The organism is candidate division WOR-1 bacterium RIFOXYB2_FULL_36_35, assembly GCA_001771505.1.
Lineage (GTDB): Bacteria > Margulisbacteria > WOR-1 > XYC2-FULL-46-14 > XYC2-FULL-37-10 > XYB2-FULL-36-35.
Genome location: MEUA01000018.1, coordinates 1 through 23,985 on the forward strand (window position 1 = coordinate 1; position 23,985 = coordinate 23,985).

At 33.8% G+C, this 23,985-nt stretch carries 21 protein-coding genes and 1 pseudogene; all 22 read left to right on the forward strand.

Annotation, left to right across the window (positions count from 1 at the left end):
* Positions 1-244: 244 nt before the first annotated feature.
* Positions 245-985, forward strand: coding sequence for a hypothetical protein (locus A2290_05990; GenBank protein OGC15608.1), 741 nt, complete (start codon positions 245-247; stop codon positions 983-985).
* A complete protein-coding gene (locus A2290_05995) occupies positions 982-3,585 on the forward strand; it encodes a hypothetical protein (protein OGC15609.1) in 2,604 nt (867 codons plus the stop codon). The genes A2290_05990 and A2290_05995 overlap by 4 nt, the downstream gene beginning before the upstream one ends.
* Positions 3,586-3,649: 64 nt before the next feature.
* Positions 3,650-3,871: a hypothetical protein gene (locus A2290_06000; protein OGC15610.1), complete on the forward strand. Its 222-nt coding sequence runs from the start codon at positions 3,650-3,652 to the stop codon at positions 3,869-3,871.
* A 24-nt stretch (positions 3,872-3,895) separates the two neighbouring features.
* Positions 3,896-4,951 carry a GDP-mannose 4,6-dehydratase gene (locus A2290_06005; protein OGC15611.1) on the forward strand — a complete coding sequence of 352 codons (1,056 nt, stop codon included), beginning with the start codon at positions 3,896-3,898 and terminating at the stop codon, positions 4,949-4,951.
* 3 nt (positions 4,952-4,954) lie between these two features.
* On the forward strand, positions 4,955-5,905 hold the full coding sequence (locus A2290_06010) for a GDP-fucose synthetase (protein OGC15612.1): 951 nt from the start codon (positions 4,955-4,957) through the stop codon (positions 5,903-5,905).
* The gene (locus tag A2290_06015; protein ID OGC15613.1) at positions 5,883-7,226 is read left to right on the forward strand and encodes a lipopolysaccharide biosynthesis protein RfbH; all 1,344 of its coding nucleotides are present in this window, start codon (positions 5,883-5,885) and stop codon (positions 7,224-7,226) included. Before A2290_06010 ends, A2290_06015 begins: the two co-directional genes overlap by 23 nt.
* Before the next feature lie 34 nt (positions 7,227-7,260).
* On the forward strand, positions 7,261-8,046 hold the full coding sequence (locus A2290_06020; GenBank protein OGC15614.1) for a glucose-1-phosphate cytidylyltransferase: 786 nt from the start codon (positions 7,261-7,263) through the stop codon (positions 8,044-8,046).
* Between the two features lie 68 nt (positions 8,047-8,114).
* On the forward strand, positions 8,115-9,623 hold the full coding sequence (locus A2290_06025; protein OGC15615.1) for a spore coat protein: 1,509 nt from the start codon (positions 8,115-8,117) through the stop codon (positions 9,621-9,623).
* On the forward strand, positions 9,623-10,195 hold the full coding sequence (locus A2290_06030; protein OGC15616.1) for a hypothetical protein: 573 nt from the start codon (positions 9,623-9,625) through the stop codon (positions 10,193-10,195). The genes A2290_06025 and A2290_06030 overlap by 1 nt, the downstream gene beginning before the upstream one ends.
* Positions 10,192-11,994, forward strand: coding sequence for a thiamine pyrophosphate-binding protein (locus tag A2290_06035; GenBank protein ID OGC15617.1), 1,803 nt, complete (start codon positions 10,192-10,194; stop codon positions 11,992-11,994). Before A2290_06030 ends, A2290_06035 begins: the two co-directional genes overlap by 4 nt.
* A complete protein-coding gene (locus A2290_06040) occupies positions 11,994-12,857 on the forward strand; it encodes an NAD-dependent dehydratase (GenBank protein OGC15618.1) in 864 nt (287 codons plus the stop codon). The genes A2290_06035 and A2290_06040 overlap by 1 nt, the downstream gene beginning before the upstream one ends.
* Positions 12,854-13,912, forward strand: coding sequence for a hypothetical protein (locus tag A2290_06045; protein ID OGC15619.1), 1,059 nt, complete (start codon positions 12,854-12,856; stop codon positions 13,910-13,912). The genes A2290_06040 and A2290_06045 overlap by 4 nt, the downstream gene beginning before the upstream one ends.
* Positions 13,906-14,865 (forward strand): hypothetical protein, encoded by a 960-nt coding sequence (locus A2290_06050; GenBank protein ID OGC15620.1) that lies wholly within the window; start codon positions 13,906-13,908, stop codon positions 14,863-14,865. Before A2290_06045 ends, A2290_06050 begins: the two co-directional genes overlap by 7 nt.
* An 86-nt stretch (positions 14,866-14,951) precedes the next feature.
* Positions 14,952-15,446, forward strand: coding sequence for an NUDIX hydrolase (locus tag A2290_06055; GenBank protein OGC15621.1), 495 nt, complete (start codon positions 14,952-14,954; stop codon positions 15,444-15,446).
* A 5-nt stretch (positions 15,447-15,451) separates the two neighbouring features.
* The gene (locus tag A2290_06060) at positions 15,452-16,591 is read left to right on the forward strand and encodes a methyltransferase (protein ID OGC15622.1); all 1,140 of its coding nucleotides are present in this window, start codon (positions 15,452-15,454) and stop codon (positions 16,589-16,591) included.
* 44 nt (positions 16,592-16,635) lie between these two features.
* Positions 16,636-17,733 (forward strand): hypothetical protein, encoded by a 1,098-nt coding sequence (locus tag A2290_06065; protein OGC15623.1) that lies wholly within the window; start codon positions 16,636-16,638, stop codon positions 17,731-17,733.
* 106 nt (positions 17,734-17,839) lie between these two features.
* On the forward strand, positions 17,840-18,670 hold the full coding sequence (locus tag A2290_06070) for a phosphate ABC transporter permease (GenBank protein ID OGC15624.1): 831 nt from the start codon (positions 17,840-17,842) through the stop codon (positions 18,668-18,670).
* A 16-nt stretch (positions 18,671-18,686) separates the two neighbouring features.
* A pseudogene (locus A2290_06075) lies at positions 18,687-19,466 on the forward strand (hypothetical protein).
* Positions 19,467-19,979: 513 nt separating this feature from the next.
* Positions 19,980-20,921 (forward strand): hypothetical protein, encoded by a 942-nt coding sequence (locus A2290_06080; protein OGC15625.1) that lies wholly within the window; start codon positions 19,980-19,982, stop codon positions 20,919-20,921.
* Positions 20,915-21,967, forward strand: a complete 1,053-nt coding sequence (locus A2290_06085) for a hypothetical protein (GenBank protein OGC15626.1) — start codon at positions 20,915-20,917, stop codon at positions 21,965-21,967. The genes A2290_06080 and A2290_06085 overlap by 7 nt, the downstream gene beginning before the upstream one ends.
* Entirely contained in the window at positions 21,957-22,976 is a 1,020-nt protein-coding gene (locus tag A2290_06090) for a hypothetical protein (GenBank protein OGC15627.1), read from the forward strand. The genes A2290_06085 and A2290_06090 overlap by 11 nt, the downstream gene beginning before the upstream one ends.
* Complete coding sequence (locus tag A2290_06095) at positions 22,927-23,973, forward strand: hypothetical protein (protein OGC15628.1); 1,047 nt, start codon at positions 22,927-22,929, stop codon at positions 23,971-23,973. The genes A2290_06090 and A2290_06095 overlap by 50 nt, the downstream gene beginning before the upstream one ends.
* Positions 23,974-23,985: the final 12 nt, after the last annotated feature.

Consider the following 23,985-nt stretch of genomic DNA (forward strand, 5'->3'; position numbering starts at 1 on the left):
AAGATTGGGTGAGGGCAGAGAAATCCAGGATGGAAAATTCACAAAGTCATTATTTTATGTATCACAAAACTTTTCTTGCACAGCGTTTTTTTGGCTTAATGACAATAATTATTGAAAAATGCTTTTTTCTAGGAGAAAGTCAGGAGAACAAAAAATAACTCTAATTACCTGACTTTTGTTTTGCAAACTTTCTTGAAACTCTTCCTAATTTGATCCTAAGGTTGTATAATATAACAATATAGCTATGGTTAAAGAGGAACTTTTTGCTGAAGGCGAAATAAGTCTGTCAGACATAATCAGAATTTTAAATAAATATAAGTTTTTTATATTGTTGGTTTTTGTTGTCGCAGTTACATTTATTCATTTTTCCGCTGTTCGGCAGCCTAAAATGTATAAAGCGACTGCAACTATATTAACTTTAGGTTCAAAAGAGACTTCTACAGGAGGGTTTTCCAATCTTTTCAGTGGAACTCCTTTTGGTTTTGGTGGAGGACAGGGGACGGCGTTGAAATCACTTTTAACTAGCAGGGTTTTAGCTGAATCTGTTGCAAAAGAACTTGATTTACTAAAAGCTCTTAAGAAGGGTCAATGGGATGATAAAAAACATGGTTGGGTTGGAGGGGTTACTCCTTCGTTGGAATCAGTTGCCTTAGATTTGATTGGTATGCTGAATATTTCGCAAGATGGAGTTGTTTTAAATATCACTGTGACTGGGAATGATCCTATTTTAGTTACAAAAATTGCCAATGCTTATGTAGATAAATTGGGTGATTTTTTAGCTCAAAGGTCTCTAGATATATCTTTTCAAAAACTTGATTCTGCCCTTTCTCCAAACGGTCCTTTTAATTCTGATGTAAAAAAGAGTGTAATGACAGCAGGAATTATATCTTTTTTTGGGGCTGTTTTCCTTTCTTTTATAATAGAATATTTGGTTGAATTTAAAACTAATATTAAAAATAACAATAGAAAAGAGGTTTTTAAATGATAGGAAAATATATTAAAAAGATATCGTTTTTTCTGCTGATTTGTTTTGTTTCAAGCTTATTGCCAGAGCCTGCTTTAGCGGCAAGCATTGATGATGTTTTTAATAAATTAACTCCTCAACAAAAAAATCAGGCGGAATCTTTAATTCAAGAAAAAGGGAATCAAGATCAAATAAAAAATTTGCTGGAAAAAGATAATTCTTTGGAAAATGAGGATAAAAATAAGGAGCAAGACAAAGATAAAGATAAAGAAGTACTTATAACTAAATCGATAACAGATGAAATTAAGGCTTTAATTGATAATTTATCTCCCATTGAAAAGAGTTTTAACGATGAAGAGATAAGAAAAATAAAAGAACAGCAAAGAAATAAGAAGAATTATAATGAGGCGGAACCGACAGAAGAAGTTTTTGATAAATCTTATGTTGAACAAAAACTTTTAAGGCAATATGGTTATGAAGTTTTCAAAAAAGCGGTAGACGATAAGTTTTCTTTAGTCCCTAGTATTCCGATAGGGCCTGATTATCGCATAAATCCTGGTGATAAATTGTTGGTAACCATTTGGGGAAATGTAAATGACTCTTTTTCTCTCTTGGTTGATGAGAGAGGATCTGTAACTATTCCAAAGGTTGGAGTTGTTACTGTTGTTGGATTAACGATATTGGAAGCCCGAGATCTGTTGTATCAGAGATTAGCTAAAATTTTTGTTGCTGATTTTAATATTGATTTGACAATAAAAGAGATAGGATCGATTAAAGTATATATGGTAGGAGAATTTAAAAATCCGGGAGCCTATACAATTTTAGCTAATACTTCGCTATACGATGCTGTTTTTATTGGTGGTGGCCCGACAAAAAATGGAACTTTAAGGAAAATCGAGCTAATTCGTAATGGCATGAAAATTGTTACTGTTGATTTTTATGATTTTATCCTTAAAGGGAAAAATCAAAATGACATTTTATTAGAGAGCGGTGATGTGATTAAAATTTCTCCCATACAAAAGGTTGTTGCTGTAAGTGGAAATATTAATCGTTCTGCTATATATGAATTAAAAAATAAAACGGAATTAAGTGATCTTATAAGTTTAGCAGGAGGAGTCACCCCCACTTCTTATCTGCAAAGAATACAGATTGGGAGAAAGGTTAATAATGTTAAAGAGACGGTTGTTGACATTAATTATGCTGATTATTTGAAAACTAAAAATTATAAACCTATTTATGTGGATAGCTTGGATTATGTTTCTATTTTCTCAATTGAGCCTGAGATTAGAAATGTGGTTTATCTTAAGGGGAATGTTAAAAGACCTGGACGTTATGAACTTTCAAATGGCATGAATCTTATGGATTTGTTTATAAAAGCGGACGGGCTTGCTCCTTATACTTATATGGAACGCGCCCAAATTTATCGTGCCGCGCCGCCAAAAAGGGAACCGGAAATTTTGGTTGTAAATTTAAACAAGATGAAGGCTGGTGACCCTCAGAATAATCCATTACTTAAAGAGTTTGATCAGATCCGTGTTTATGCTGATTCTGAAATTAAAGGAGAGCCAAAGGTTTATATAAGCGGAGAAATTAATGATGAAGCTGTAAATGAGGGAACTGGGGCATTTCCTCTTGTAAAAAATATGAGGATTAGTGACTTAATCTTTTTGGCTGGCGGAGTAAAAAGTAGCGCATTTTTAAATAAAGCTGAACTTGTTAGAACCGATGAAAAAAATATTTCTAAGTCTTACGAAATTAATCTTTCGAAGATATTAAAAGAAAAAGATAAGAAAGAAGATTTCTTGTTGCAAGAAAATGATTATCTTTTTATAAGAAAAATTCCGGATTACGGATTTAATGAAAAGGTAACAATCAAAGGAAATGTTTTATATCCTGGGAAATATGTTATTTCTCGAGGAGAACGCCTAAGCGTTTTAATTGAAAGGGCGGGAGGGCTCACGGAAAAAGCTTTTTTAGCGGGGGCAGTATTTATTCGTGAATCTGTTAAACTACAGCAGACGGAAAAGGCTGCTAAAATGATTAAAGAGCTAGAGATCAGAAAAGGTTGGGAATTTGCGCAAATTCCTGTAGGATTGCCTAAGGAAGAGAGAGATTTTAGACATCAACAGGTTGAAGGGGCTTATGAATTTTCGTTGAAAAAGATATCTATGGAAGCCTCCGGAAGAATTATTTTAAATTTGTCTGATTTAAAAAGCGGCGCTAATAATGATATTATTCTTCAAGATGGCGACTATCTGGAAATCCCTGAGAAGATTTATTCTGTTGATGTGATGGGAGAGGTATACTTTCCTGGCTCCATCTTGTATGAGAATGGAAAATCTGTCGATTATTATATAGATGCGTGTGGAGGAAGGACCGATTTTGCAGATAGAGGTCGGATTTTGGTTCTTAAAGCCAATGGTAAAATTGAAAACAGTTATTCTGTTGGGATGGGAGATACCGTTTTTATTCCTGCAAAAACAATTGAATTAGTACGTTACCAGGATCCATTTGACTGGAATAAGTTCTGGGAATCTGCTGCGAATGCAACAAATTCTTTTGCTCAGGCAGCTACTGCCTTGGTAACTGTATATTTATTGTACAAAGAGGTCAATAAATAGCTTTTGACAACTTTTGACTGCTATTGAATAAATTTTATATTTTGATATACTTAAAGGCAAGTATATGCAACTTAATGAATCTGAAGTTTATACCTCTGAAGAAGCGCAAAAACTCCTTAAAATAAGTGATTCAACTTTTCGTCGTCTTGTTAAAAAAGGTGTTCTTCGTGCGGCTAAAATTGGTGGGCAATACAGGGTTTTAGGCAGGGAAATTTTACTTCTTCTCAGCCCGAGTCTGCCTAAAAAAGTAAAGAGTGTTTATAAAAAAGTTATAGAAAGCTTATAAATAAGTATTTAAGAAGGAGTTTCTATGCCTAAAAGAGCCTTTATAACCGGTATTACAGGTCAAGATGGAAGTTATTTGGCAGAATTTCTATTGTCAAAAGGATATGATGTCCATGGATTAATCAGACGGGCCAGTACTTTTAATACCCATAGAATCGATCATATTTATATTGATCCTCATTTGCCAAAAGCTAAATTTTTTTTGCATTATGGAGACCTTTCTGATTCAAGTCAATTAGTTAATCTGATTTATAATATTAAGCCTGATGAAGTTTATAATTTAGGAGCGCAAAGTCATGTTAGAGTTAGTTTTGATACTCCTGAGTATACAGGTGATATAGCAGGGTTAGGGACTACAAGGTTACTGGAAGCTATAAAGAGCAGTGGAATAAAGACCAAATTATATCAGGCGTCGAGTTCTGAAATGTTTGGAGCCTCTCCCCCTCCCCAAAATGAAAAAACTCCATTTTATCCACGTAGTCCTTATGCTGTGGCAAAAGTTTATTCTTATTGGATGGTAGTTAATTATAGAGAAGGCTACGATATGTTTGCCTGTAATGGGATATTATTTAATCATGAAAGCCCTCGTCGAGGGGAGACTTTTGTTTCAAGAAAAATAACTCGTGCAGTTGCAAATATTGTAGCAGGGAAACAAAAAAAATTATATCTTGGAAATCTGAAAGCTAAAAGAGATTGGGGATATGCTCCTGAATACGTAGTTTGCCAGTGGCTTATATTGCAACAGGATAAGCCCGATGATTATGTTATAGGCACAGGAGAGAGTGTTACTGTTGAAGATTTTGTCAAAGAGGCTTTTTCTTATGTTAATTTGGATTGGAAGGAATATGTGGAGATTGATCCAAAATATTTTAGGCCGACAGAGGTTGATTTCCTTTGCGCGGATATTTCAAAGGCAAAAAATATTCTTAAATGGGAACCGAAAGTAAAAGTTCATGAACTTGTAAAAATTATGGTTGATGCGGATATGGAACAGATAGGTTTAACGCCTATTGGTGATGGCGCAAAAATCTTGGAATCAAAAGGCATTACTTGGACAAAAAACAGGATAACAAGCGGGTAAATTATGAATTTTTGGGAAAATAAAAGAGTTACTGTTACAGGCGGATCAGGGTTCCTTGGATCTTTTATTGTAGAAAAGTTAAGAGATAGAGGCTGCAGAGATGTTTTTGTTCCGGAAATAGAAGATTATAATCTTGTTTGTATGGAAGATGTAAAAAAAATGTATAAAGATGGTAACCCTGATATAGTTATTCATTTAGCTGCGGTAGTTGGAGGGATAGGAGCCAATAAGTTAAACCCCGGAAAATATTTTTATGATAATCTGATGATGGGTGTCCAGTTGATTGAGGAGGGGAGGCAGAATAATTTAAAGAAATTTGTTGCTATAGGGACAATTTGTGCCTATCCCAAATTTACGCCTGTTCCGTTTAAAGAAGAGAATTTATGGAATGGATATCCGGAAGAGACAAATGCGCCTTATGGACTTGCAAAAAAAATGCTTTTAGTTCAATCTCAAGCTTACAGGGAGCAATATGGTTTTAATTCTATCTATCTTTTACCTGTTAATTTGTATGGACCAAGAGATAACTTTAATTTAAAAACTTCACATGTTATTCCTGCTTTGGTTAGAAAGTGTGTGGAAGCTGCCAAAGCAAAAAAAGAAGAGGTAGTGGTTTGGGGTACGGGAGAAGCAAGTCGTGAATTTTTTTATGTAGAAGATGCCGCAGAAGGCATTTTACTTGCAGCCGAGAAATATGATAAACCTGATCCTGTTAATCTGGGGGCAGGTTTTGAAATTAAGATAAAAGACCTAGTTGAATTAATTGTAAAACTTACGGGGTTTAAAGGAAAAATCGTCTGGGATAAAACAAAACCTGACGGACAGCCAAGAAGAATGCTTGATGTCTCAAGAGCCGAGAAAGAATTTGGTTTTAAAGCAAAGACTTCTTTTGAAGAAGGGCTTAAAAAAACTATAAAATGGTATCAAATAAATGAAACAAAAGCAAAAAGATAAATTAAAAAAAGAAATTTTAAGGAAAGTAAAATCATATTATGCTCTGTCCAAAACAGATGGACAATTTATTCCCGGGATATCCAAAGTGAACTACGGGGGTCGCGTGTATGATGAGAAAGAGATGATTAATCTTGTTGACTCATCTCTTGAATTTTGGTTGACAGCAGGCCATTATGCTGTGGAATTTGAAAAAAAACTGGCATCTTTTATTGAAGTTAAATACTGCAGCCTTACAAATTCAGGTTCATCAGCTAATCTTTTGGCTTTTATGGCGCTTACTTCGCCAAAACTTGGGGAAAGAAAGATTAAAAGAGGTGATGAGGTTATAACCGTTGCTGCAGGTTTTCCAACAACTATAGCTCCGATAGTTCAGTTTGGCGCTATTCCTGTATTTATTGATGTGACACTCCCTTCTTATAATATTGATTGTGATAAATTAGAGAGAGCTTTATCTAAAAAAACAAAAGCTATAATGATTGCCCATACTTTAGGCAATCCTTTTGATATAGATAAGATTAAAAGTTTTTGTAAAAAACATGGTTTATGGCTTGTAGAGGACAATTGTGATGCTTTAGGTTCAAAATATAAAGGAAAATATACCGGTTCATTTGGAGATATTGCCACTTGCAGTTTTTATCCTCCACATCATATTACAATGGGGGAAGGGGGAGCTCTTCTCACAAATAATTTACACTTAAAACGTATTATAGAGTCGTTTAGGGATTGGGGGCGGGATTGCTGGTGCCAGAGCGGCAAGGATGATACCTGTAAAAATAGGTTTAAACAACAGTTTGGAGAATTACCATATGGTTATGATCATAAATATGTTTACTCACATTTTGGTTATAATCTGAAAGTTACAGATATGCAGGCGGCAATCGGTTGCGCGCAGCTTGATAAGCTCCCTAAATTTATCGAGGCCAGAAAAAAAAATTACAAATATCTTTTGGAAAAATTGATTAAATATTCTGATAAGTTTATTTTTTCAGAGTCTTTGCCTGCTGCTTCACCAAGCTGGTTTGGATTTCTTATAACCGTGAGAGAAAATGCCGGGTTTGCAAGGGATGATATTGTTAATTATTTAGAGGATAATAAAATACAGACAAGGATGCTTTTTGCAGGTAACATGGTGAGCCATCCGGCTTTTGATCAAATGCGCAAGGAAAAAAGTGGCTATAGAATTGTCGGTCATCTTGAAAAGACAGATTTAATAATGAATAATACTTTCTGGGTTGGTGTATATCCCGGAATGACAAAAGAAAAATTGGATTATATGGTAAGAAAGGTTTCAGACTTCTTGGAAAAGTTTATAAAACTTTAATCCTTGAATCCTTTTTAAAAGGAGGTTGTTTCTAATGAAAGTTGTTATTTTATGCGGTGGTCAGGGGATGAGGCTTAGAGAAGAGACCGAATATAGACCAAAGCCTCTTATTCCTGTTGGAGGTATGCCGATTTTATGGCATATAATGAAAATTTATTCATATTATGGTCATAAAGATTTTATTCTTTGTTTAGGCTATAAAGGTGACATGATAAAAGATTATTTTCTCAATTTTGAAGAGTTGATGAATGATTTTACTTTGAATTTAAGATCGAAAAAAGAGAGAATTATTCATCATAATAATTCAGCCCTTGAAGATTGGAATATAACGTTTGTAAATACGGGGCCTAAAGCGCAGACCGGAAGCCGTGTTGCCCAGATTAAACAATTTCTTGAGGATGAGGAAGAATTTTTGCTAACTTATGGAGATGGCTTAGCACAGATAAATATTGATACATTATTAGCCTTTCATAGAAAACATGGGAAGATAGGGACAATAACCGGTGTAAGCCCGCCATCAAGATTTGGTGAGATATCGTCGGACAATGATAAAATTGTTGGGTTTAATGAAAAGCCAAAAGTTTCAAATCGCCATATTAACGGCGGTTTTTTTGTTTTTAAAAAAGAGCTTTTTAATTATTTATCTTCTGATTGCAACTGTATCTTAGAAGACAAGCCTTTGGAAGAATTGGCAAAAAATAAAGAGCTTATGATGTTTTCTCATGAGGGATTTTGGCAATGTATGGATACTTACAGAGATCTTGTATTGCTAAATGATATGTGGAACTGCAACGAGGCTTTATGGAAGGTTTGGGATTAATTATTAACCCCGATTATCATAATCGGGGTTAATAATCGGGGTTAACTTTGTTTTTTGGAGGTTTTTTAATGAAAAATAATTTGTTTGATAAATTGTTTATTTTTGAAATGGCTAATAATCATATGGGAGATGTTGAGCATGGTTTGAAGATAATAAAAGAGATAAAAAATGTAACCCAAGATTTTGATTTTCAGTTTGCGTTCAAGTTCCAATATCGCAATCTTGATTCTTTTATTCATCCTGATTACAAAGAGAGGAAAGATATTAAATATGTTAAACGATTTAGTGAAACAAGACTTAGTGAGTCTGATTTTTTACGCTTAAAAGAAGCTGTTGTGAACGCCGGCTTTATTACAATTTGTACCCCATTTGATGAAGCATCTGTTGATTTGATTAAGAAGCATGGTTATGAAATTGTTAAAATAGCCAGTTGTTCTTTTACCGATTGGCCTCTCTTGGAAAGGATTGCGGGTACAGATAAGCCTATTATTGCATCAACAGCTGGCGCTTCACTGGAAAACATCGATAAAGTTGTTTCATTCTTCGAACACCGGAAAAAACAATTTGCCCTAATGCATTGTGTTGCGGCTTATCCCACACCGGACAAAGATATTGAGCTTAACCAGATAGATTTGTTTCAAGCTAGATACCCTGGAGTTGTTATCGGTTACTCAACCCATGAAGGGCCTCAGAATTTTGATGCTGTTAAAATAGCTATTGCTAAAGGGGCAAAAATTCTTGAGAGACATGTTGCTCTTTCTACAGATAAGTATCCAATCAATGGATATTCCAGCGCTCCTTCTCAAGTTAAAGAGTGGCTTTCTGCTGCGAAAAAAGCATATGAGATGTGCGGGGTTTCCGGCAAGAGATTGCAGTTTACTCCTGATGAAATTTCAAGCTTAAGGGCTTTGGGTCGGGGTCTTTTTGCAAAAAGAGAAATTAAAAAGGGGGAACAGATTAATTCAGATGACCTGTTTTTTGCTATTCCGACAGTTGAAGATCAAATTACGGCGAATGATTTTTCAAAGTATATCGATTATTCTGTCAAACAGGATATACATGTAAATCAGCCTATCCTTTTTTCTTCTGTCAGTCAGATTGATAATCGTGAAAAGATATATAAAATTGTTAAATTGGTAAAAAAGGTTTTGCAGGATGGACATATCAATGTCCCGGGGATGCTTGATCTTGAAATTTCCCATCATTATGGGGTTGACCGTTTTCATGAGGCGGGATGTACACTTATTAACTTTATTAACAGGGAATATTGTAAAAAGCTTATAGTGTTGGTTCCGGGGCAAAGCCATCCCGAGCAGTATCATCAAAAGAAAGAGGAAACTTTCCATGTTTTACATGGTGATGTCGATTTTGTCTTAGATGATAAAAAGTTTACCGGTAAACCAGGTGATATTGTTGTTGTGGAGAGAGGGATGAGGCATATTTTCAGCAGTAAGACAGGGGCTGTGATTGAAGAGATATCATCTACCCATTATAAAGATGATTCTTTTTATACCGATCCTGATATTGCCAAAAACAAGCAGAGAAAGACGACTATTACTTACTGGATGGATGTTTAATGAAAACTATTGCTTGGGATGTTGATGACGTATTAAATGATTTAATGCGGGTCTGGTTTGAAAAAAAATGGAAGGTAGACCATCCGGAATGTAAGCTTAGTTATAAAGATATTAGAGAGAATCCGCCTTATAAGCTTTTGGGCGCTACCTTGGAAGAATATCAAAATTCCTTGGATGAATTTAGGGGTTCTCATTTATTTGCCGAGATGCTTCCTGTAAAAGAGAGTATGAATTGGTTAAAAGAAAACGGAAGTAATTTTCGGCATATTGCGCTGACCGCTGTCCCTCTTGCTTGTGCTTCTGTTTCTGCTGGTTGGGTTTTTAAATATTTCGGAGAATGGATAAGGACATTTCATTTTGTCCCATCTAAAAGAAAAGATAAGAGACATCTCAGATATGATGATAATAAAGGTGATTTCTTAAAATGGATAAAAAAAGTTGATATAATAGTAGAAGATAATCTTGAAAATATTCGATTGGCGAAAGAAGTGGGAGTTAAAACAGTTGTTATTCCAAGACCATGGAATAGCGAGAAGAAATCTATTAAAGAGGTTTTATTTTCAATTTTATGATTAAACTATCAGATTATGTAATAAAGTTTATTGCCGATCTTAAAGTAAAGCATATTTTTATCCTCCCCGGTGGGGGGTGTATGCATCTTGTTGATTCTATTGGTAAAAATAAGAATATAGAATTTATTGGATGCTTGCATGAACAGGCGGCTGCTGTTGCCGCGGATGGATATGCTCAATATAACGGGAATATTGGTGTTGCTCTTGTAACGACAGGGCCTGGCGGTACCAATGCTATAACAGGTGTTGCCGCGTCTTGGATTGATTCTACACCTCTTTTAGTATTGTCCGGACAGACTAAGAGATCGGATCTTCTTAAGGGGCGGGGAGTTCGCCAAATGGGAATTCAAGAGGTGGATATTGTCTCTATAGTAAAGCCTATTACAAAATATGCTGTTACTGTTTTAGATCCGGGGAAGATAAGATATTATTTGGAAAAAGCTGTCTATACGGCACAAAATGACCGTCCAGGCCCTGTTTGGCTGGATATTCCCCTTGATGTTCAAGGTGCTATGATTGATGAAAATAATATTGAAGGATTTATCCCTCCTAAGGAATCAGAAAAAAATATTTCTAGCCAATTAGTAAAACAAGTTATTACCTTTTTAAATGATTCAAAAAGACCGGTTATTCTTGCTGGACGAGGGATACGTCTCGGAAAAGCTAATGCAGAGTTTTTAAAAGTAATTGAGATGTTAAAAATACCGGTTCTTACCACGTGGAGATTGATGGATATATTGCCCGAGGAGCATGAACTGTTTTTTGGACGTCCCGGATCTATTGCTTCAAGATATGCTAATTTTGTACAACAAAATGCAGATTTTATATTAGTGCTTGGCGCTCGTTTGGATTTACCTCAGGTGGGACATAATTATCCTAATTTTGCTTCTCATGCTAAAAAAGTTATGGTTGATATAGATGAAAATGAAATAAAAAAGGTTGATACAAAAATTGATATTCCTATTGTGGCTGATATTAAAGCCTTTTTGGAAAAATTTATCCAAAAATTAGATGAAGTTGAACAAATCGACAGATCGAGCTGGATTGTAAAGTGTAAGGAGTGGAAAGATAAATATCCGATTGCCTTAAAAGAATATTTTGAGTTGAAAAATTTTGTAAACACCTATGCTCTAATAGATACCCTTTCGAACTTAATGAATTCAGATGATTTGCTTGTTCCTGAAAGTTCAGGAAGCGCTGCTGAAATAACACCTCAGGCGTTTAAAGTAAAACAAGGACAAAGGATTTTAAATTCTCCGGGACTTGGGTCTATGGGGTTTGGTATTCCTCAGAGTATTGGAGCTTGTCTTGCAAGCGGAAAGAAGAGAACTGTTTGTATAATTGGTGATGGAGGATTACAGCACAATATTCAAGAATTTGAGACATTAAAAAGATTAGAGCTTCCCATAAAAGTTTTTGTTTTAAATAATAATGGATATGCCGCTATAAGAAATACGCATAGTAAATTTTTTGAAGGGCGTTTAGTCTGTTGTGATCCCTCAAGCGGGCTTACCTTTCCTGATACTTGCAAGGTTGCTTCTGCGTATGGATTACAGACAATGAGGATTTCCAGCCAGAAGCATTTAAGAGAAGATGTCCAAAACGTGCTTAATATGGAAGGGACAGTTATTTGTGAAGTTATGGTTGATCCTGATTTGCAGATGGCTCCCAAGTTGGCATCAAAAGCAATGCCTGACGGCAGAATGGTATCAAGACCTCTTGAAGATTTATGGCCATTTTTGGATGAAGAAGAACAAAAAAACAATATGATTGTAGAGTCTGATTTTAACAAAGAATAATGAAAAAGATATTAATAACAGGTGGATATGGGTTTATTGCGAAAAACTTACTTGAACAATTAGGAGAAGAATATAATATCTTTTCTTATAATAGACAACAGCTTGATCTTTTAGATTCATCTAAAGTTTTGGCTGTTATAAAAAAATCAAAATTTGATGTAATAATACACACTGCTACTTATGATGCCGCACCAAAACATTCTAAAAAAGATCCCTCAAAAGTTTTGGAAAATAACTTAAGGATGTTTTTTAACATAGTAAGATGTAAAGATTATTTTGGGAAAATGATTTATTTCGGATCCGGCGCAGAATATAGCCGTGAACATTGGAAGCCTAAGATGAAAGAAGCTTATTTTGACAAACATGTGCCTTCAGATCAATATGGGTATTCAAAATATCTTATGAGTAAATATGTAGAATTGAACAACAATTTATATAATTTAAGGCTTTTTGCTGTTTTTGGCAAGTATGAAGATTGGCGTGTACGTGTTATTTCCAGCATTTGCAGGGATGCAGTTTTAGATTTACCTATTATCATAAACCAGAACAAATATTATGATTTTATGTATATTGATGATCTTATTAAAATTATTAAATGGTTCATTGAAAATAAACCTCTTCACAAGATACACAATATTTGTTCGGGAAATGTCATAGATTTTAAAACAATAGCTCAAAAAGTTTGCAAAATATCAGGCAAAAAGCTAAAGATAGTGATTAAAGAGCGAAAACTTGGAAAAGAGTATAGTGGAGATAATTTATTGTTGTTATCTGAAATTAAAAGATCTGATTTTACTTTGATGGATAAAGCTCTTGAAAAATTATATCGTTTTTATGATACAAATAGGAGTCTTTTAGAATGACAAATTTCATGAACAAGATTATTGCAAAAGATTTGGATTTTATTGTAAACAGTAATATTATCGATTGGAAAAAGTTTAGAGACAAAACTTTTTTAATAACCGGCGCTTACGGAATGCTTTTATCATATATGGCATATGTTTTATTATGGTTAAATAAAAAAGATCCTTCTTTTAACATAAAAGTTATTGCTTTAGTGCGTAATAAAGAAAAGGCGAAACAAAGATTTAAAGATTTTATAAACAGCAAAGATTTAAAGATTTTTGAACATGATCTATCTTCTTCGATTGATATTTCAGACGACATAGATTTTATTGTTCATGGTGCAAGTTATGCGAGTCCGCATTATTTTAAAACAAAGCCTGTTGATGTCCTTTTGCCGAATGTTATAGGAACGTATAATTTGCTTGAGCTTGCAAAAGCCAAGAAGGTTGAAGGTTTTCTGTTTTTTAGCAGCGGAGCTGTTTATGGGAAGAATGCAACTGAAGTTGTGACAGAGAATGATTATGGTTTTTTAAATCCTCTTGATATGGTAAGTTGTTATAGTGAGAGTAAAAGAATGGCTGAAAATATGTGCAAATGTTGGCATGACCAGTTTGGTCTTCCTGTTAAAATCGTAAGACCGGCTCATATATACGGACCTACCATGGATATAGATAATGACAGCAGAGTCTTTGCTAGTTTTGTAAGGAACATTGTCAAAAAGGAAAACATTGTAATGAAAAGCAATGGTTCTGCTTGGAGATCCTTTTGTTACATCGCTGATGCTACTGTGGCTTTTTTCAAGGTTCTATTTGATGGCGCAGGAGGGGAAGCATACAATATAGGCAATGACAATGCTTATATGTCTGTGAAAAAACTTGCGGAAATATTTATTTCAACTTTTAAAGACAATAAGTTAAGCCTTATCATGCAGAATGATAATACTGTTATTGATAAGCGGGAAAATAAAATGTTAATGTCCTCAAAAAAAATTGAGCGACTTGGATGGCAATGTTTTTTTCCCATCCCTGAGGGGCTTAAGCGTACAGTAGAAAGTTTTTTGTCTGATTGTTAGGAGGAAATTACACTTTGTTCTTAGAAAAAAAAGAAGAATATATTAAAGGAAAAATCGATAAAAATAAATATATGGAAGAGATGTTTAAATCTCATAGACATCTTTTTGAATATCCTCTTTTAATAAAAGATTCTCCTATAGAAAAAATAGAAATAACACAAGATCAGGTAGTATTTATGATTCAGGGAGCAAACAAAGATATAAAAATTTGCTGTGATAAAAACGATTCACATTCTCTTCCGATGTCATATCTTAATTTTTCAGCATATGAAACAGTTGAAACTAACATGATACTTAGACTTGTTAAAGAAGGGGATGTTGTTTTCGATATCGGCGCCAATATAGGCTGGTACACACTCAATATCCTTTTTTCTCATAATGATATAGTTGTATATTCTTTTGAGCCTATAAAATCATCATATCAGCTTTTAAAAAAGAATCTTGAGCTTAATAATCAGAGGGCGGATCGGACATACAACTTTGGGTTGTCAGATGAAAACAAAAAAGTTAAATTTTACTTTGATATGGAATGTACGGCTGCTTCATCTATGGCAGATCTCAGGGAGAGAGGGTCGACAATTATGGAAGAATGCGAAGTTAAAAAAATGGATGATTTTATATTGTCGATATCAGGTTTCAATAAACTCGATTTTATTAAATGTGATGTGGAAGGTTCGGAGCTTTTTGTTTTTAAAGGGGCGATTGAGACTATAAAGAGATATAAACCTATTGTATTTTCTGAAATATTAAGGAAATGGTCCAAGAAATTTAGTTATCATCCTAATGATATTATTAATTTATTTTTAGACCTTGATTATGACTGTTATGTTATTAATAATGATAAGCTTGAAAAGTTTGGATATGTTGACGAAGCAACAATCCAGACAAATTATCTTTTTTTTCATAAAGATAAACATGCAGAGGTTGTTAGGAAGTTACTTTTGTTGTCTTGATGGTTTGACGAGCTTGGCTTCGACAGGCTCAGCCTGACACCCTTGTCATCCTGAGCTAGTCGAAGGGTGACTTAATATTAAATTATATGAATATACACGAAGCAATTAAATATTTAGAAAAAGAGATACCTGATCCTTCAAAGGGGTTGGCTGAGGAGCTCTTTTCCTTCTTCTCCAAAATAGTTCCGATGGTAAATGTTGACCTTCTTATAAAAGATGAAAAGGGGAGAACCCTTTTATCGTGGAGGGATGATCCTATTCATGGAAAAGGTTGGCATATACCCGGTGGAATTATAAGATTCAAAGAGACCCTTGAAAACAGAATCCTAAAAGTTGCAGAGACAGAAATTGGAGCTAAGATTGAATTTGATCCTGTTCCTATTACAATTAAGCAGATTATAAGTGAAAAGAGGACATTACGGGGGCATTTTATCTCTATATTGTATAAGTGTTTTCTTTCAGGCGAATATCTCCTTGAAAATAAAGGGTTATCGATAAATGACGCGGGGTATCTTTTGTGGCACGATGTTTGTCCCAAAAATCTGATAAAAGTACATGAGACATATAGGGAGTACATATAGATATTATGACAAAGAGAAATAACTGCAGAGTATGTGGTAATAAATTTTTTAAAGAGCCACTCCTTCAATATAAGAACATGCCAAAGGGGGCTCAATTTTTGCCTGGGACAAACGATCTCAAAGATGAGTTCGGGGTAAATCTTGATATTTATCAATGCTCAGGTTGTGGTTTGGTCCAATTAGATTGTGAGCCTGTCTTTTATTATAAAGATGTTATCCGCGCTGCCGCCTTTTCGGATGAAATGAAAACCTTTAGACTTCAGCAGTTTGATTCTTTTGTAAAAAAGTATTCTTTGCGAGGGAAAAAGGTTGTTGAAATTGGTTGTGGCGCTGGAGAGTATCTTTCTCTTATGAAAGAGTGTAATGTTACAGCTTATGGGTTAGAGCATTTAAGTGAATCTGTTACAAAATGTATAAAAAAAGGGCTAACTGTTTCTGAGGGATTTATTGATAATGAAGTATATTTCATAAAAAATACCCCATTTGCTGCTTTTTATATACTTAATTTTTTTGAACATCTTCCTGATCCAAATTCAATACTTAAAGGGATCTATAATAACTTGGAACAAGGTGGTGTAGGTCTTGTTGAGGTTCCAAACTTTGACATGATCTTAAGGAAAAAACTTTTTTCCGAGTTTATACCAGACCACCTTTTTTATTTTACCAAAGAGACTTTGAGTCTTGCATTAAATCTTAATGGTTTTGATATTCTTGAGTGTAATGAGATTTGGTACGATTACATAATTTCTGCAGTTGTAAAAAAACGTGGCAAAATAAATATATCTCCGTTCTATAAATATCAGGAAAGCTTGAAAGCTGAAATAGAAAAATATATTGATCAGTTTGGGCATAAAAATGTAGCTATTTGGGGGGCAGGACATCAGGCCCTTGCAATTATTTCTATGACTAATATTTCTGATAAAATTAGATATGTTGTTGATTCTGCTACATTTAAACAGGGTAAATATACCCCGGCGACACATCTTCCTATTGTTTCTCCTGATGTGCTTCAAGCTGATCCTGTAAAAGCAATAATAGTTATGGCCGCAAGTTATTCTGATGAGGTTGCAAAGCTTATAAAAAATAAGTTTGGCATAAATATTAATATTGCGATATTAAGAGATTTTGGATTGGAGGTTTTTTAACGTTATTAAATGGGTTATAATTAAATAAAATGGGGGTACTTATTATGTCAAATCAACCAGAACAATTAAAACCTACTGAAACAGATAAAAGAAATCAGCTTAAAAAGGAGAAACCTTATGTTTATGAAAAAATAATGAAGTATGATGATAAGCTTAAGAATGGAGAAAGCATTGCCATATTGCAATTTCAATATGATTATACATGTAACTTTGCTTGTCAGCACTGTGATATAACACGATTGCGAGGGAAAAATCCGAACAGATATTTTACAATTAATGATGTTAAAGAGCTTTCAAGACAGGCAGATGAAATGGGACTAGCTCATATAGTAATTACAGGAGGCGAGCCGCTCATTTTCCCTGATTTTGATGATATTGTTAAAGCTATTGATCCTCAGAAATTTTATATATCCTCAGATACTAACGGTTGGAATTTGGATTATGAAAGAGCAAAACATATTAAAAGTATAGGTGTCGATAAAATTCAACTGAGCCTTGATAGCCTTTCAGTAACAGAACATGATGAATTTAGACGCAAACCTGGATCGCATGAAAAGTGTTTAATAGCAATTGATGCGGCGCTTGATGCAGGACTAAACATTATAGTCCAGACTGTAGTTACAAAACAGCGAATCAGGTCTGAAGAATTTATTAATTTTCTGGAGTTTTTAAACGGGAAAGGGGTTGGGGTGTTTGTAACTTATGCTAAGCCTGTCGGGGAATGGGAAGGCAAATATGACATTCTGATAAATAAGGATGATATGGACTACATGCGGGGACTTGAAAAGAAATATAATGTTTTTACTCACTTAACACCTTCTTATGGACTTGATATAGGTTGTATTGCTGTTAAAAGAATGGTTTCAATCACAAAATATGGAGATGTAATGCCATGCCCTTATATACATGTTTCACTTGGAAACTTTTTTGAAGAGCCGTTGAAAGATATTATTGAAAGAGGTTTAGATATTAAGTTTTTCGGTAAATATTGTGATACGTGTTTTATAGCTGAAGATAGAGATTTTATTGAAAACTATGAGGCCAAGAAGGTATATGGGAAACCTCTTCCTGTACCTTATAATAAAGTTTTTACTAAAGAAGATTTTATTAGCAAAAAAGATCGACAATTACATCGGGGATAAAATTCAACTTTTGACTACTTTTAAAAAAAACAACTGTTTTTAATGGTTTTTACTTATAGCTTATAATATAAGGGTGTTATGCAAATAGACATGGGAGAGATATTAATTGAACAGTAAAGATTTTGAGCTGATAATAGAACCGGGTAGGGGTTTTAAAAATTATTGGAGTGATCTTTGGCTTTATAGAGAATTGTTTTATTTTCTTGCCTGGCGTGATATTTTAGTTCGTTATAAACAGACAATTATCGGTGTTGCATGGAGTGTTATTCGTCCTCTTTTGACAATGGTTGTTTTTACAATTATTTTTGGCGGATTGGCAAAACTTCCTTCAAATGGCGTTCCTTATCCGATTTTAGTTTATTCCGCAATGCTGCCATGGCAGCTTTTTGCCAATTCATTGACAGAGAGCAGCAATTCGTTGATTGCTAATGCAAATATGTTGACCAAAGTCTATTTCCCAAGATTAATTATGCCAACAAGCTCAATTATTGTAAGTTTAGTAGATTTTTTGATTTCATTTGTTATGTTGGCTTTTCTTATGATCTGGTTCCATTTTATCCCAAGCTGGAGAATAATAATGTTACCACTCTTTTTAATTCTTGCATTAATTACCTCACTTGGGGTTGGCCTATGGATTGCTGCCCTTAATGTAAAATATCGTGATTTTCGTTATATCATCCCTTTTATTGTTCAGTTTGGATTATATATTTCACCGGTCGGTTTTAGCAGTAGTGTTGTTCCTGCAAACTGGCGTTTGATTTATTCTTTAAATCCTATGGTGGGAGTAATTGATGGTTTTCGCTGGGCGATTTTAGGAGGTAATTCCTTTATTTATTTGCCAGGGTTTTTGCTGTCAATGCTTATCGCTTTTTTATTTTTAGTGTTTGGTGTTTGGTATTTTAGAAAAATGGAACAGACATTTGCGGATGTGATTTAATTTTAACAGGAGAGATATGAATACTGTTATTAAAGTAGAAAACTTAGGGAAAAAATATATTATAGGGCATCAACAGGAAAAATACATTGCATTGCGTGATGTGATTGCAAATGGCTTTAGCAACATTTTTAAACGTGGAAATAAGAATAGTTTTTCAAAAGAAGAATTTTGGGCGTTAAAAGATATAAATTTTGAGGTTAAAAAAGGAGACAGGCTTGGAATTATTGGTAAAAATGGGGCAGGAAAGTCGACAATTTTAAAAATCTTAAGCCGTATTACAGAACCTTCCATCGGCCGAGTATCGATTAATGGGCGAGTTGCTAGCCTTTTAGAAGTTGGCACAGGTTTTCACCCGGAACTTACCGGAAGGGAAAATATTTATTTAAATGGAGCCGTCCTTGGAATGAGTCGCAGTGAAATTAAACATAAGTTTGACGAAATTGTAGCTTTCGCGGAGGTTGAAAAGTTTTTAGATACACCGGTTAAAAGATATTCTTCAGGAATGTATGTAAGATTGGCGTTTGCTGTCGCTTCTCACCTTGAACCTGAGATTATGGTTGTAGATGAGGTGTTAGCTGTAGGAGATGTACAATTTCAGAAGAAATGTCTAGGGAAAATGGAAAATGTTTCAAAGAAAGAAGGAAGGACGATTTTATTTGTAAGCCATGATATGCGTGCAATTCAAACTTTATGTGAAAGATGTATTGTTTTGGAACAGGGAAGAATTATATATGCCGGAGAAGTTTCTGAAGCAGTTAATTTTTACCTTGCTTCAGCCTCAGGAGAAAAAAACAATACTTTAATGGAATGGGCGGCGTCGCCAGAGAGAGTTTTTCCGCTAAACAAGTATTTACGCGTTGAAAAATTTTATATTCATAATCAAGAAGGGGCCAGGTATCATGGGGCAATGCTTGTCAGTAAATCTTATAAAGCTGTTATCGAATTTAAACTGATACGTCCTGATCCAAATATTATTATTGCAATTGGATATTACGCTCTAAACGGATCATTGATATTCTTAAATAATTTAATAGATGAAAAAAACATAGAAATTGATGAATTAGTGCCTGGGCAATATAGATTGGAAACTGATATACCTGTTGAATTGTTTGCCACGGGTCATTGTTATATGGAAGTATTATGTGTTGTGCATATGGCAGGGTGGATATTACCTGTAGATAATGAATCAAGAATTAAGATTGAATTTTATCGTGATGTTATGCCTACCACTGAAATAGCATTGGGATATCAGCAACCTTTGATGCCTGCCTTTTCCTGGACTATAAAATCTCTTAAAAAGTGATTATTTATGACAGAAGAATTATTATCAATATCGATTCCCACAAGAAATAGATCTATATATTTAAAAGAATTATTAGAGTCTATAAAAATTAATTTAAAAGAGTTGATAAAAGCAGAAGGCTGTCAAAAGGTTGGGGTATATGTCTATGACAACGATTCTGATGATTCCACTAAAGAGATTGTTGATTCTGCAGGGTTTGAAATTTGTTATGAAAAACATGAAAAGGATATTGGCGGAGATCCGAATATATTCCACGCATATACAAAGCCTAAAGGAAAATATATTTGGGTTATAGGGGATGATGAGCTTATTCCACCAAATATGCTTACCTATTTACTAGATTTAATTAAAAAGTATGAACCTGGTTTGATTGTAAATAAATCTATAGAGTATAATACCTTGGTTAAAATACCTCATTATTTTAAAAATTATAAAGAATTTTGCTTGTTTGCAGAGAAAAATAATCCGCATTTATTAATAGCACACTCACTTATTTCTGCAAATATTATCAGAAAAGATTGTTTTAATAAAGAAATAGCATTGAAAATGATTAAACAAAATTATGGTCATTTTTATGGGATGATCGATGGTTTATATCAAACAGATGCGTCAATTACATTTGCTCAAGCGCCAACATTGATTGTAAGGGATACACGTGCAACACAAGACGCGCCCGAACCTGAATATGTTGCAAGGCTTGAGATGAATCAAATAAATTATTTAAATTGGCTTAAAAACAGGTATGATTTATTATCTCTGCAGCCTGAAAGAGTTAATCCCGATTATTCTCAAAGAATTAACTGGTTTAACTTTAAAAGAAAACCATTCTCTTTTCTTGCGGGTTATGTGTATCGTTTTTTATTTAATCTCTTTCCATTTATGCAGCCCGTGCTTAAAAGTATTATTAATTATTATAGACTAATGCGATATGGAGAGCCTAAATGTTAATTGCTGTTTCCAATGTGCATGAAAATATTACTACTGATAACTATTTGTTTAAAAACGTAAATGTTTCAGCAGGAGATAATCTTTTGGAATCTTGGCATGATCTTTATTCTTATGCTCAAACTTTTGGCATTGATGTTTGTACTCCGGATACTGTTGATTTGGCAGAAATAGACGCCTTCATTTTTAATGATATGCCGCATAGAAAAAATAAATATTTTAAGTTTGCCATAGAGAAGAATGTTCCCAGTTATTTGCTGGTTTCAGAAAATGGACTTATGGCATCTGATAATCTTAATCCAAAGTGTCATATTTATTTTAAAAAGATTTTTACTTATTATGACAAACAGGTGGACAATGTCAAATATTTTAAAATTAATTATTCGTTTAGATTGCCCGCCAAAATAAATAAAGATTTATCCGCTAGATCTAATTTTTGTATAATGATCGCGGGGAATAAATATTTTCTTCATCCTCAGGAGCTTTATTCTGAGCGTTTAAAAGCTATCAGATGGTTTGAAAAATATCATCCGGATGAATTTGATCTCTATGGAATTGATTGGGATGGGAAATTAATTTGGACAAAGAATCGTACCCTAAACAAGGCTATAAAAATCCTTTCGCGTTTCTCTTTTATAAAGAAAATTTTAACTGCAAAATATCCTTCTTATAAAGGGTTTGTTGAGCGGAAAGCTCCACTTTTGTCAAAATATCGTTTTTCGATTTGTTACGAAAACTGTCGTGATATATCCGGGTATATAACAGAAAAGATACTTGATTGTTTATTCGCAGGATGTGTACCTATATATTTAGGGGCCGATAATGTTTCAAGTCATATTCCTGATAATTGTTTTATAGATAAAAGAAACTTTTCAGATTATGATAAACTATATTGTTATTTGAAACAAATGTCGGAGGGTGATTATTTGAGATATCTTGATAATATTGAGAATTTTTTAAAGAGTGAAAAGGCAAGGCAATTTTCTACTCAATATTTTTCAGAGGCAATAGTTAATGAAATAAAGAAGGATTTAATGCATGACAGATGATAAATTAATGCCAAAGGTTTCTATCGCAATACCAACTTATAATCGCGCTTCTTATCTGGAACAAGCAATAGAAAGTGCATTAGCGCAAGATTACTGTAATTTAGAGGTTATTGTTTCTGATAATGCTTCGGATGATGGAACAGAAGCACTTGTAAGAAAGTATATAGGAGATAAACGTTTTGTCTATCATAGGCAGAAAATTAACATAGGACCGCAGAAGAACTGGCAAAAACTTGTATATGAGTATGTTTCGGGTGAATGGATGATGATCTTGGGAAGTGACGATTATTTAATTGATCATAATTTTATTTCAAAGTGTGTTGAGTCAATTAATAAAGTCTCAAATTGTGTAATATGCTATGGGAATATAAGAATTTTATATGAAGATGGCGGGAGCAGTTTTGATAGGATAAATAAATCTCCTGCTGTGATGGACGGGACATGGTACTTTTGGGATTATGAAAAGGGCTCAAGTATCCATGTTGTTTGTATGTTGTTTGATCGTTGTAAGGCGATAGAAAACAAAGCTTTTGCACTGGATGTTATTGGGGCTGAAACGGAATTAATCTCAAAACTATTATTGTCAGGAACGGTTTGTTTTGTTGATACTGTTGCTGTTGCATATAGAATTCATAGTGAAGGGGACAGCTATAATGTCAATTTTGAACGTCTTTACGGGAACTATCAATCTTATGTTAATATTTTTAACTTTGCATTACAACTACATCCTACTTGGAAAAAAAAATTATTAAAGTTGAGAAAGGAGCGGCTGCAGGGTTTTTTTAAAACAGCGTTTTATAATTTTTTATCAGACAACAAAAAGACAGCCTTTAAGTTTCTTTTAAAATCAAAAAACGACTATCCCTCAGAAATAATTCCTCTCTTCTTTCAGTTGAAAATTATTTTAGCCGTAATACTAGGGATGTTATTTAGTGAACAAACCTTTAAGAAAATAAGGAATGTTTTTTACAAGAGAGCTTATGGAAAAGAGGCAAAGCCGTATGCTTAAACTATCAATTTGTATACCAACTTATAATCGGGCTATCTATTTAAAACAATGTTTACAGTATCTATTTCCTCAAGTAAAAAATTTAAGCAGTGTTGAAGTTGTTATTTCAGATAATGCTTCTACAGATGAAACAGCTTTAATTGTCAAAGAATATATTGGAGAAAATATAAAATATTTCCGCAATTCTAGAAATTTTGGCTATGCTGGCAATCAGATTGAATGTATTAAACATGCCCAAGGGAACTATCTTGCGATTTTATGTGATGATGATATTTATACTCATGGATTAGTCCAAAAAATTTTGGAAGTTATAAAAAAAAATGAATATGCATTTATTGCTTTGAATTATTATTCATTTAGGGAAAATGTTGATAAGCCGCATCTTATTAACTTTGCCCCTGAAAAAGATGTTATATTCCAAAGGGCTTATGATATTATGAACTATCCTTCGGTAGGACATTTTTCCGGATTTATTTTTAACACAAAGTTAGCCAAGGAAATGCTTCCTAAAATATTAATTGTTCACCCTCTTACTTATTATGAAAAACATAGAGGGATAATTTCTAGTATAGTTGTTAGACTTACACTAGGGACAAACTTGCCGTCTTTTTTTATTGGTGAACGTAAGTTGGCAACTAGGGATCCTCAAACGGTTGATTATAATGTCTTAAAAAACGGATGTCTTGATTACTATGAGTTCTATGAAGAATTTTATTCTGAAGGATTAATTACTCGAAAAGATTTGGAATATCGTAAAAAACTAGTTTTATCATGGATCCCCTTTGCTATTGCCAAAGATTCCTATGTTTTTACTGATCGGGAAATCGCTGTGATGCGTCGTACGTTTTTTAAATATTTCAAAAGAGAACTAAAATTTATTTTATATATTTATCCATTATTGTTATTAGCTTCATTTTGGCCGATTAGAAGGTTTTATCGATTGATTTTTGATCTAAAACAGATACTAAGACATATAAAAAAGAGGTTTTTCTCGTGAAGAAAGAAATAG

Excerpts from the sequence above, each read along its gene's own strand:
- A2290_05990 (OGC15608.1), top strand. The coding sequence starts at position 245 with ATGGTTAAAGAGGAACTTTTTGCTGAAGGCGAAATAAGTCTGTCAGAC.
- A2290_05995 (OGC15609.1), top strand. The coding sequence starts at position 982 with ATGATAGGAAAATATATTAAAAAGATATCGTTTTTTCTGCTGATTTGT.
- A2290_06000 (OGC15610.1), top strand. The coding sequence starts at position 3,650 with ATGCAACTTAATGAATCTGAAGTTTATACCTCTGAAGAAGCGCAAAAA.
- A2290_06005 (OGC15611.1), top strand. The coding sequence starts at position 3,896 with ATGCCTAAAAGAGCCTTTATAACCGGTATTACAGGTCAAGATGGAAGT.
- A2290_06010 (OGC15612.1), top strand. The coding sequence starts at position 4,955 with ATGAATTTTTGGGAAAATAAAAGAGTTACTGTTACAGGCGGATCAGGG.
- A2290_06015 (OGC15613.1), top strand. The coding sequence starts at position 5,883 with ATGAAACAAAAGCAAAAAGATAAATTAAAAAAAGAAATTTTAAGGAAA.
- A2290_06020 (OGC15614.1), top strand. The coding sequence starts at position 7,261 with ATGAAAGTTGTTATTTTATGCGGTGGTCAGGGGATGAGGCTTAGAGAA.
- A2290_06025 (OGC15615.1), top strand. The coding sequence starts at position 8,115 with ATGAAAAATAATTTGTTTGATAAATTGTTTATTTTTGAAATGGCTAAT.
- A2290_06030 (OGC15616.1), top strand. The coding sequence starts at position 9,623 with ATGAAAACTATTGCTTGGGATGTTGATGACGTATTAAATGATTTAATG.
- A2290_06035 (OGC15617.1), top strand. The coding sequence starts at position 10,192 with ATGATTAAACTATCAGATTATGTAATAAAGTTTATTGCCGATCTTAAA.
- A2290_06040 (OGC15618.1), top strand. The coding sequence starts at position 11,994 with ATGAAAAAGATATTAATAACAGGTGGATATGGGTTTATTGCGAAAAAC.
- A2290_06045 (OGC15619.1), top strand. The coding sequence starts at position 12,854 with ATGACAAATTTCATGAACAAGATTATTGCAAAAGATTTGGATTTTATT.
- A2290_06055 (OGC15621.1), top strand. The coding sequence starts at position 14,952 with ATGAATATACACGAAGCAATTAAATATTTAGAAAAAGAGATACCTGAT.
- A2290_06060 (OGC15622.1), top strand. The coding sequence starts at position 15,452 with ATGACAAAGAGAAATAACTGCAGAGTATGTGGTAATAAATTTTTTAAA.
- A2290_06065 (OGC15623.1), top strand. The coding sequence starts at position 16,636 with ATGTCAAATCAACCAGAACAATTAAAACCTACTGAAACAGATAAAAGA.
- A2290_06080 (OGC15625.1), top strand. The coding sequence starts at position 19,980 with ATGACAGAAGAATTATTATCAATATCGATTCCCACAAGAAATAGATCT.
- A2290_06085 (OGC15626.1), top strand. The coding sequence starts at position 20,915 with ATGTTAATTGCTGTTTCCAATGTGCATGAAAATATTACTACTGATAAC.
- A2290_06090 (OGC15627.1), top strand. The coding sequence starts at position 21,957 with ATGACAGATGATAAATTAATGCCAAAGGTTTCTATCGCAATACCAACT.
- A2290_06095 (OGC15628.1), top strand. The coding sequence starts at position 22,927 with ATGTTTTTTACAAGAGAGCTTATGGAAAAGAGGCAAAGCCGTATGCTT.